This is a genomic window from Dyella sp. EPa41 (assembly GCF_016586165.1).
Taxonomy (GTDB): Bacteria; Pseudomonadota; Gammaproteobacteria; order Xanthomonadales; family Rhodanobacteraceae; genus Dyella.
Genome location: NZ_BCPR01000115.1, coordinates 1 through 9,488 on the forward strand (window position 1 = coordinate 1; position 9,488 = coordinate 9,488).

At 67.2% G+C, this 9,488-nt stretch carries 5 protein-coding genes and 1 pseudogene; 5 read left to right on the forward strand and 1 reads right to left on the reverse strand.

The features are described 5' to 3' along the window. Positions 1–611: 611 nt before the first annotated feature. Positions 612–1,562: a LysR family transcriptional regulator gene (locus tag JMF82_RS20985; RefSeq protein ID WP_201316471.1), complete on the reverse strand. Its 951-nt coding sequence runs from the start codon at positions 1,560–1,562 to the stop codon at positions 612–614. A gap of 145 nt (positions 1,563–1,707) precedes the next feature. On the opposite strand from JMF82_RS20985, the gene JMF82_RS20990 reads away from it, so the two are divergent. From JMF82_RS20990 to JMF82_RS21010, 5 genes and pseudogenes are all read left to right on the forward strand, one after another. After that, positions 1,708–2,904 (forward strand): efflux RND transporter periplasmic adaptor subunit, encoded by a 1,197-nt coding sequence (locus JMF82_RS20990; RefSeq protein ID WP_201316472.1) that lies wholly within the window; start codon positions 1,708–1,710, stop codon positions 2,902–2,904. A gap of 277 nt (positions 2,905–3,181) precedes the next feature. Next, positions 3,182–6,382, forward strand: coding sequence for a multidrug efflux RND transporter permease subunit (locus JMF82_RS20995; protein ID WP_201316473.1), 3,201 nt, complete (start codon positions 3,182–3,184; stop codon positions 6,380–6,382). Between the two features lie 205 nt (positions 6,383–6,587). Beyond that, positions 6,588–7,979: a TolC family protein gene (locus JMF82_RS21000; protein WP_236585614.1), complete on the forward strand. Its 1,392-nt coding sequence runs from the start codon at positions 6,588–6,590 to the stop codon at positions 7,977–7,979. Continuing rightward, positions 7,976–8,737: an SDR family oxidoreductase gene (locus JMF82_RS21005; protein ID WP_201316474.1), complete on the forward strand. Its 762-nt coding sequence runs from the start codon at positions 7,976–7,978 to the stop codon at positions 8,735–8,737. The genes JMF82_RS21000 and JMF82_RS21005 overlap by 4 nt, the downstream gene beginning before the upstream one ends. A 322-nt stretch (positions 8,738–9,059) precedes the next feature. Beyond that, positions 9,060–9,488: pseudogene (locus tag JMF82_RS21010) on the forward strand (PD40 domain-containing protein); the annotation flags it as partial.

Below are 9,488 nucleotides of genomic sequence, written 5' to 3' on the forward strand. Positions count from 1 at the left end.
GATGTGCCGCGCAGCGGCACGAGCCTTCACCCAACCCCTGTGTGGCGGTGAGGGGTGGACGAGCAGGCCCCGCAGGGGTGCCCGACAGGACGTCGGGCACTTTTCGTCCGGGCAGGAGCCCGGTCGAAAAGCCCGGCCGCCCCTCACGGACTGGCTGGGCAAAGCCCAGACAGCGCCACGCGGGGTGCTCTTTCTTTTGGTTACTTTTCTTTGAGCAAGCAAAGAAAAGTGACCCGGGCCGCGGCAGCGGTCCGGAAGCCCGCCGCAGGCGAGCCAGGTCGCGATAAGGAAGAATGCAACCGAAACATCGACAATCTTTATCCATCAAAACGACGAACATGCAGACTGGCGCGAAAGGCGGTCGCGCACAGGGTGCGCTCCTACAAGGGAACGGACGCCGCGCGAAGAGAAAGTGACCTGGGGCCGCGGTAGCAGCTCGGAGGAAGCCCACCGTCCCTCCGGGACTCCCTGCAGTCGCAGGCGCGCCCGGTCGCTGAAGACGGCGACGAAAACATCGCCAACTGCATGCCTGAAGAACGAATGCCGCAAACCGCCGCGAAAGGCAGCCGCGCATCCATCATGCGCGTACCCGCTTTCTCCCGTCGCCCGCGTTATGCGCTCAACCGCTCCGGCACCGCCGCCACCACCGGCTTCTTGTGCTTGCCCGGCTCGTTGGTCTGCTCGAACACCTCGCGCACCCACTCGATGAAAGCCTGCACGCGGGCGGAGAGGTGCTTCTTCTGCGGGTAGACGATCCACACCGGCTTGCCGGTGGAGATGGTGTCGGTCATCACCAGTTCGAGCTTGCCGAAGTCGAGCATGCAGGAGGCAATGACGTGCGGCGCCTGGGTGATGCCCAGGCCCGACACCACCGCCTGGATCACCGACTCGGCGTCGTTGATCAGCATGTGGGCGTCGATGTCGATGCCGACCTGGCCGCTCGGCGTGTCGAACTGCCACTGCCTTGGCCGGCCGTTGGGCTGCACGTAGTTGATGCAGCGGTGGTTCTTCAGGTCCTCGAGGCTCTGCGGGGCGCCGTGCCGGGCCAGGTAGTCGGGCGAGGCAATGATCACGTTGCGCAGGTAGCCGATCTTGCGGGCGATCAGGCTGGAATCCTCCAGCGGGCCCACGCGGACGGCGCAATCGATGCCTTCCTCGTTGAGGTCGTAGGGGTAATCGCACATCGACAGCTCCAGCCGGATGTCCGGGTAGCGCTGCTCGAATTCGGCGAGCCTCGGGATGATCACCGTGCGGCCCACCGACGCTGGCGCGCCGATGCGCAGCTTGCCGGTGGGCTTGCGGGCGGCGTAGCCCAGCGCCTCGGTGGCCTCGGCCAGATCGGCAAGGATTTCCTTGCAACGCGCATGGAACGCGGCGCCATCGTCGGTCAAACGTAGCGATCGCGTCGACCGGTAGAGCAGCCGGGCGCCCAGGCTTTCCTCCAGGCGGGACACGGCGCGGCTGACGCCGGAAGGCGTCATGCCCAGCTGGGCGGCGGCGGCGGCGAAGCTCTTGGCCTCGACCACGCGGACAAACGCGGAGATTGCGGCAAAGTCTTCCATAGGCTCAATTTTTAACCCATTCGTGACTGGGAGTCACTATTGCATTGCACAAGGAGGTATTTATTGAACCGTATCGTATACCTATTCTCTCGGCCCTGCTCGCCGGCTACCCCCGATGCCGGTGGAACCAATATGGGAGCCCGACATGAAAAAACGATGGATACTCGCCATTCTCGCGCTGGCCGTGGTGGGCGGCAGTTGGGCCGTCCTCGGCCATAGCGGCGAATCGCATGCCCAGGCCGGCCCGCCGCCGGCGCCCGCCGTGACCGTGGCCCAGGTGCTGGTGCGCCCAGTGGACGACGCCGACGAATTCACCGGCCGCCTGCAGGCGGTCGACACCATCCAGATCCGCCCGCGCGTCAGCGGTTATGTGGACTCGGTGCATTTCAAGGAAGGCGCCGTGGTGCGCAAGGGCGACCTGCTGTTCCGCATCGACCCGCGCCCCTACCAGGCTGAAGTGGATCGTCTCTCGGCCAATCTCAGCCAGGCCAGGGCCGAACAGGCGCTGGCCCAGGCGAACGCCGAACGCGCCGGCCGGCTGCTCGACCAGCACGCCATCTCCAAGGAAGAAGCCGACCGCCAGGTCACCGGCGCACAGAGCGCCAAGGCCCAGGTCGCCTCGACCGGTGCCGCGCTCGATGCGGCCCGCCTCAATCTCGGTTTCACGGAAGTGCGTGCGCCGATCGATGGCCGCGTGAGCAATGCGCTGGTGACGCCGGGCAACCTGGTCACCAGCAACGATGTGCTGACCAGCGTGGTGAGCGTGGACCCGATCTACGCCTACTTCGACGTCGACGAGCACAGCTTCCTCAAGTTCGACCGTCTTCGACGCGCGCACAACGGCACGCTGCAGGTCGCCATGGCCCTCGCCGACGAAAAAGGCTTTCCGCACGCCGGCCGCGTCGACTTCGTGGACAACCAGCTGCGCGCCGGCAGCGGCACGATCCGTCTGCGCGCCGTGTTCGACAACGCCGACGCCGGCTACACGCCCGGTCTTTACGTTCGCGTGCAACTGCGCAGCGACAGCCGCCAGCCTCGCGCGCTGGTCGACGACCGCGCGGTGGGCGCCGACCTCGGCAACAAGTTCGTCTACGTCGTGGACAAGGACCGCAAGGTGGAATACCGCCGCGTGGTCACCGGCCCGCTACTGGACGGCCTCCGTGTGGTTACCGAAGGTCTGGACGCCAAGGACACCGTGATCGTCAGCGGCATCCAGCACGTGCGGCCGGGCGTGGAAGTGAACCCGAGCAAGGTGGCGATGGAAACGCGCAGCCTGGATCCGAACAGGCAGCTGGCGATGGCGGGTGGTGGTTCGGGCAAGAACGCCGCGCAGCAGAAATAGTTTTTGATCGTCGTCCCGGCGCAGGCCGGGACCCAGTGGCGACAACGCAGGAAGGTGTTCGCACGTGTGAGCGCCGACGTCACTGGATCCCGGCCTTCGCCGGGATGACGACTTAGGAAGGTTATCGGTTGGAAGTGGAAGCCCTCTCTGTTTTCGAGAGGGCGAGGGAGCCTTTGTCCTCGCATAACGCGAACAAGGCTCCCCAATTCCCCGCCTAGCGCGGGCAAGTCCCCGCCTCGCGCGGGAATGGTGCCCAAGAGCAACCAGGACGAATGCAATGAAGATCGCCCAATACTTCGTGGACAGGCCGATTCTGGCCGGTGTCCTTTCCGTGTTGATCGTCATCGCGGGCAGCATCGCGCTGTTCAAGCTGCCGATCAGCGAATACCCCGAAGTGGTGCCGCCGACCGTGGTGGTGCGCGCTTCCTATCCCGGCGCCAACCCCAAGGTGATCGCCGAAACCGTCGCCACGCCGCTGGAAGAACAGATCAACGGCGTGGAAGGCATGCTCTACACCAGCTCGCAGTCCACCAGCGACGGCGCGATGACGCTCACCGTCACCTTCGCGCTCGGCACCGACCTGGACAACGCCCAGGTGCAGGTGCAGAACCGCGTGTCGCAGGCCTTGCCGCGCCTGCCCGAGGAGGTGCAGCGCCTCGGCGTGACCACCCAGAAGAGCTCGCCCGACCTCACCATGGTGGTGCACCTGATCTCGCCGGACCAGCGCTACGACATGCTGTACCTGTCGAACTACGCGCGGCTGCACATCAAGGACCAGCTTGCCCGCCTCGACGGCGTGGGTGACGTGCAGATCTTCGGCGCCGGCGAATACAGCATGCGCGTGTGGCTCGATCCCGATCGCCTGGCGACGCGCCAGTTGACCACCGGCGACGTGGTCCATGCGATCCAGGAGCAGAACATCACCGTGGCCGCCGGTGCGCTGAACGCGCCTCCGGGCCCGACCAATGCCGCGTTCCAGCTCAACATCAACACGCAGGGCCGGCTGATCACCGAGGAAGACTTCCTCAACATCATCGTGCGCAAGGACGCCGACGGCTCCTTCGTGCACCTGCGCGACGTGGCCCGCGTGGAGCTGGGCTCCAACAGCTACGCCCTGCGCAGCCTGCTCAACAACCAGCCGGCCGTGGCGCTGCCGATCTTCCAGCGCCCGGGCTCCAACGCCATCCAGATTTCCGACGAAGTCCGCGCCTTGATGGCGGACCTGAAGAAGGATTTCCCGCAGGGCGTGGACTACCAGATCGTCTACGACCCGACCGTGTTCGTGCGTGGTTCGATCGAGGCGGTGGTGCATACGCTGTTCGAGGCCATCGCGCTGGTGGTGCTGGTGGTGATCCTGTTCCTGCAGACCTGGCGCGCGTCGATCATCCCGCTGGTGGCCGTGCCGGTGTCCTTGATCGGCACGTTCGCGGTGATGCTGATGGCGGGCTTCTCGCTCAATGCGCTGTCGCTGTTCGGCCTGGTGCTGGCCATCGGCATCGTGGTGGACGACGCCATCGTGGTGGTGGAGAACGTCGAGCGCCATATCGAACACGGGCTGTCGCCCAAGGAGGCGACGCGCCAGGCCATGAAGGAAGTGACCGGGCCCATCGTGGCGACGGCGCTGGTGCTGTGCGCGGTGTTCGTGCCGGCGGCCTTCATCAGCGGCCTCACCGGCCAGTTCTATCGCCAGTTCGCGCTGACCATCGCCATCTCCACGGTGATCTCGGCGTTCAACTCGCTCACGCTGAGCCCCGCGCTCGCCGCCCTGCTGCTGCAGGAACACGGCGCGCCGAAGGACAAGCTGAGCCGCTTCATCGATCGTGCGTTCGGCTGGCTGTTCCGTCCGTTCAACCGGCTGTTCGTGAGCAGCGCAAACCGCTACGTGGGCGGCGTGAAGCGCATCCTGCGTTCGGGTTCCATCGCGCTGATCATCTACGGTGGCCTCGTGCTGCTGGGCCTGTTCGGCTTCGCCCACGTGCCCACGGGCTTCGTGCCGCCGCAGGACAAGCAGTACCTGGTGTCGTTCGCGCAGCTGCCGGACGCCGCCTCGCTGGACCGTTCGGAAGACGTCATCCGCCGCATGAGCGACATCGCGCTGAAACAGCCGGGCGTGGAAAGCGCCGTGGCGTTCCCGGGCCTGTCGATCAACGGCTTCACCAACAGCACCAACTCCGGCATCGTGTTCGTGACGCTCAAGCCGTTCGAGGAGCGTCGCGATGCGTCGCTGTCCGCGGGTGCCATCACGGCGGCGCTGCAGCAGAAGTACGCGGCGATCCAGGATGCGTACATCGCGATCTTCCCGCCGCCGCCGGTGAATGGCCTCGGCACGATCGGCGGTTTCCGCCTGCAGGTGGAAGACAGGTCCGACGCCGGCTTCGAGGAGCTGTACAAGCAGACGCAGAACCTGATCGGTGCGAGCACCAAGGTGCCGACGCTGGCGGGCCTGTTCTCCAGCTACCAGGTGAGCGTGCCGCAGATCGACGCGGACGTGGATCGCGAGAAGGCCAAGGCCGAAGGCGTGGACCTGGCCGATGTGTACCAGACCATGCAGGCCTACCTCGGCTCGCTCTACGTGAACGACTTCAACCGCTTCGGTCGCACCTACCAGGTGAATGTCTCCGCCGAGCCGGGCTTCCGCCACGAGCCGAAGGACATCCTGGGCCTGAAGACGCGCAGCGCCTCCGGCGAAATGATCCCGCTGGGTTCGTTCCTTACGGTGAACCAGACGGTCGGCCCGGACCGCGTGCAGCACTACAACGGCTATCCGACGGCCGAAATCAACGGCGGTCCGGCACCGGGCTTCAGCAGTGGCCAGGCGCAGGCGGCGATCGAGAAGCTCGCTGCGGAAAACCTGCCCAACGGCATGACCTTCGAATGGACCGAGCTGACCTACCAGCAGATCCTCGCCGGCAATACCGCGGTACTGGTGTTCCCGTTGTGCGTGCTGCTCGTGTTCCTGGTGCTGGCCTCGCTGTATGAAAGCCTGCTGCTGCCACTGGCGGTGATCCTGATCGTGCCGATGGTGCTGCTGTCCGCGATCACGGGCGTGTGGCTCTCTGGCGGCGACAACAACATCTTCACCCAGATCGGCCTGATCGTGCTGGTGGGCCTGGCGTGCAAGAACGCGATCCTGATCGTGGAGTTCGCCCGCGAAGCGCAGATCCTCGAAGGCATGGACCGCGTGCAGGCCGTGCTGGAAGCCGCCCGCCTGCGACTGCGCCCGATCCTGATGACCTCGTTCGCTTTCATCATGGGCGTGGTGCCGCTGGTGACCTCGCACGGCGCCGGTGCGGAGATGCGCCATGCGATGGGCGTGGCGGTGTTCGCCGGCATGCTGGGCGTCACCTTCTTCGGCCTGATCTTCACGCCGCTGTTCTACGTGCTGGTGCGCGGCTGGGGCGAACGCATGAGCGAACGCCGCCGCGCCCGCAAGGCCGCGCGCCTCGCGCAGGCCGGCAACCTTATCGAGGAGCATTGATATGTCCTTCTTCAAGAACCTCGCCACCGCCCTTCTACCTCTCCCCGCTGGGGAGAGGGCTGGGGTGAGGGGCCCATCTGGCACCACGCTTTCATCGGGCGTCGGCTTCATGGACGCCGCCGCGGCGAACGCGTCTTGCGCCGCCTGCGAGCCGCGCTCCCACCGCGGCGTGGCCAAGAAGGCCACTGCCATCGCCGCCGCCATCATGCTCTCCGGCTGCGTCAGCGTCGGCCCCGACTACCACGCGCCGCAGGAGAAACCGGCGGTCGTGCAGGGCATCAATGCCACGCAGGAGTCGACCGCGGGCTTCCAGGCCGACTGGTGGAAGCAGTTCAACGACCCCACGCTCGACGCGCTGATCCAGCGCGCCGCCGCGAATGCGCCGGATCTGAAAATTGCCTATGCGCACCTGCGTGAATCGCGCGCCTTGCTCGGCGTGGCGAAGTCGCAGCAGATTCCGGACGTCGAAACCGTCGCCAACTACTCGCGCAGCCGCGGCCAGCAGCCCGGCTTCACCGACCAGCGCACCACCGTCACCAGCTACCAGGCCGGTTTCGACGCCAGCTGGGAAATCGACCTGTTCGGCGGCGTGCGTCGCTCGGTGGAAGCCGCGCGCGCGGACGCGGGCGCCAGCGAAGCTTCGCTGCAGGATGCACAGGTCACCCTGTTCGCCGAAGTCGCGCGCTACTACTTCGACCTGCGCGGCGCACAGCTGCGCATCGACGTGGCGAACCGCGACATCGAGAACCAGCGCCAGTCGCTGAAGCTGATCCGCGCGCGCCTCGACGCCGGTACCGGCTCGGAGCAGGACGTGGCCAGCGCCAGTGCGCGACTGGCCGCCGTGGAAGCGCAGCTGCCGACGCTGCAGACGTTGGCGCAGAACGACACCGCCCGGCTCGCCGTGCTGCTGGGCGAACGCCCGGGCGAACTGGATGTCGACCTGTCGCCGACCACCTTCAAGCCCATCGACGTGGCGCTCGCCATCGGCCATGCCGGCGACGTGCTGCAGCGCCGTCCCGACGTGCGCGTGGCCGAGCGCGAGCTTGCCGCCAGCAACGCGCGCATCGGCGTGGCCAAGGCCGACTACTACCCGCACATTTCGCTGGGCGGCTTCCTCGGCTTCCTGGCCGGCCGCAGCAACGACTTCGGTGGTGCGGCGTCGCGGGCCTGGTCCATCGCGCCGAGCATTACCTGGTCGGGCCTCAACGTGGAGCGCGTGCGCTCCAACGTGAAGGCCAGCGAGGCGCGCAACGATGCGGCCTTGGCCAACTACCAGCGCACCGTGCTGCAGGCGCTGGAGGACGTGGACAACGCCATCGTCGGCTACAACCTGCAGCGCGAGCGCGTGCTGAAGCTGGAGGAACAGGTGACGCAGAGCCGCCACGCCGCCGACCTCGCGCGCATCCGCTACAACGAAGGCGCCGCCGACTTCCTGCAGCTGCTGGATGCCGAGCGCACCCAGCTCGCGGCGGAGGATTCGCTGGCCGACGCGCAGGCCGCGATCAACCTGCGTGCCGTGTCGGTGTACAAGGCGCTGGGCGGCGGCTGGCAGGCCTGCGGCAGCGAGCGTTGCGACCAGTTGGCCGCGACGCCATGAACGCGGTGGTGTTTCCGGGGAGGCCGCGCCGCCGCACGGGGGCGGCCGAACCGGAGCCGTCGCAGCGCATCGCGCTGGTCAGCGGCGCCAACCGCGGCCTTGGTTACGAGGTATCGCGGCAGCTCGCCGCGCAAGGCGTCACCGTGCTGCTGGGCGCCCGCAAGCCGCTGCTGGGCGAGAAGGCCGCGCGGCAATTACGCCGCGAAGGCGGCACGGTGGTCCCGGTGAAGCTCGACGTGACCTCCGCGCGGGACGTCCGGGAGCTTGCCGCGCGCATCGATGGCGAGTACGGCCGGCTCGACATCCTGGTCAACAATGCCGGGGCGTACTTCGACATCGATGACGATCCCTCGTCGGTGAACGTCGACCTCGTGCGCCAGGCGCTGGAAACCAACCTGATCGGCGCCTGGCAGCTCACCGAGGCCATGCTGCCGCTGATGCAGCGCCACGGTTACGGCCGCATCGTCAACGTCTCCAGCGGTTGCGGCGCCATCGACAGCGAAGGCAGCGCCTGCCCTGCGTACCGGGTATCCAAGGCCGCGCTCAACAGCCACACGCGCATGCTCGCGACCGAGCTGGCGGGCAGCGGCATCCTGGTGAACGCCGTATGCCCCGGCTGGGTGGCCACCGATATGGGCGGCCACGGCGGGCGGCCGGTGGGCGAAGGTGCCGCCGGCATCGTGTGGGCGGCCATGTTGCCGGCGCGGCCGGCCATCAACGGCGGTTTTTTCCGCGACCGCCAGCGTATCGACTGGTGAGCCTGCATTCGACCTGCCGCAGGGCAATACCCGCAATTGCCGCATCGTGCTGGTCTCCCGTCCGCAAGGCCAGGCCTCGCGGGTTCGCGAGAACCTGACGGATGATCTGGAACACGCGCCGCAGGCCTTCATCGGCCTGCTACAGGGCCACGCCGCCGGCAAGCGGTTGATACGCGTCGCGGCCCGCTGGCGCCGTTGGCCCGCGGCGACATACCGCTCGTGGACGCCACCGCGCCGCTTGTCACAGAAGCGATGACGCCACGCGGATGACCGCCTAGCTTGATGCGCTGTCCGCTCTCGTCGCGCATCCAGGAGACAAGCCATGTGGCAACAGATGATCTGCGTCGTGCTGGTGCTGATCTCGCCACTGGTCACCCTCTCGCCTGACGCTCCCACGCTCTTCACGCCGGGCGATCACGGCGACGCGGTCTCGCCGGCGTTCACCCCGGACGGCAATACCGTGTACTTCATGCGCGGCACGGACCAGGGCGCGTCGGTCATGGCCTCGCGGCGGACGAACGGGCAGTGGTCGGCACCGGTGGTGGCGCCGTTCTCCGGCCACTGGCGCGATGGCGATCCGAGCATGGCGCCGGACGGCTCGTTCCTCGTGTTCGCCTCCAATCGGCCGGCGACCCGGGACGGCCAGCCCATCGACGCGGTGCGCAAGGGCAAGGTGTTCAAGGGCCAGGGCATGAACCTGTGGCGCGTGGAGCGCAAGGGCGATGGATGGAGCGAGCCCGTGCGCCTTCCC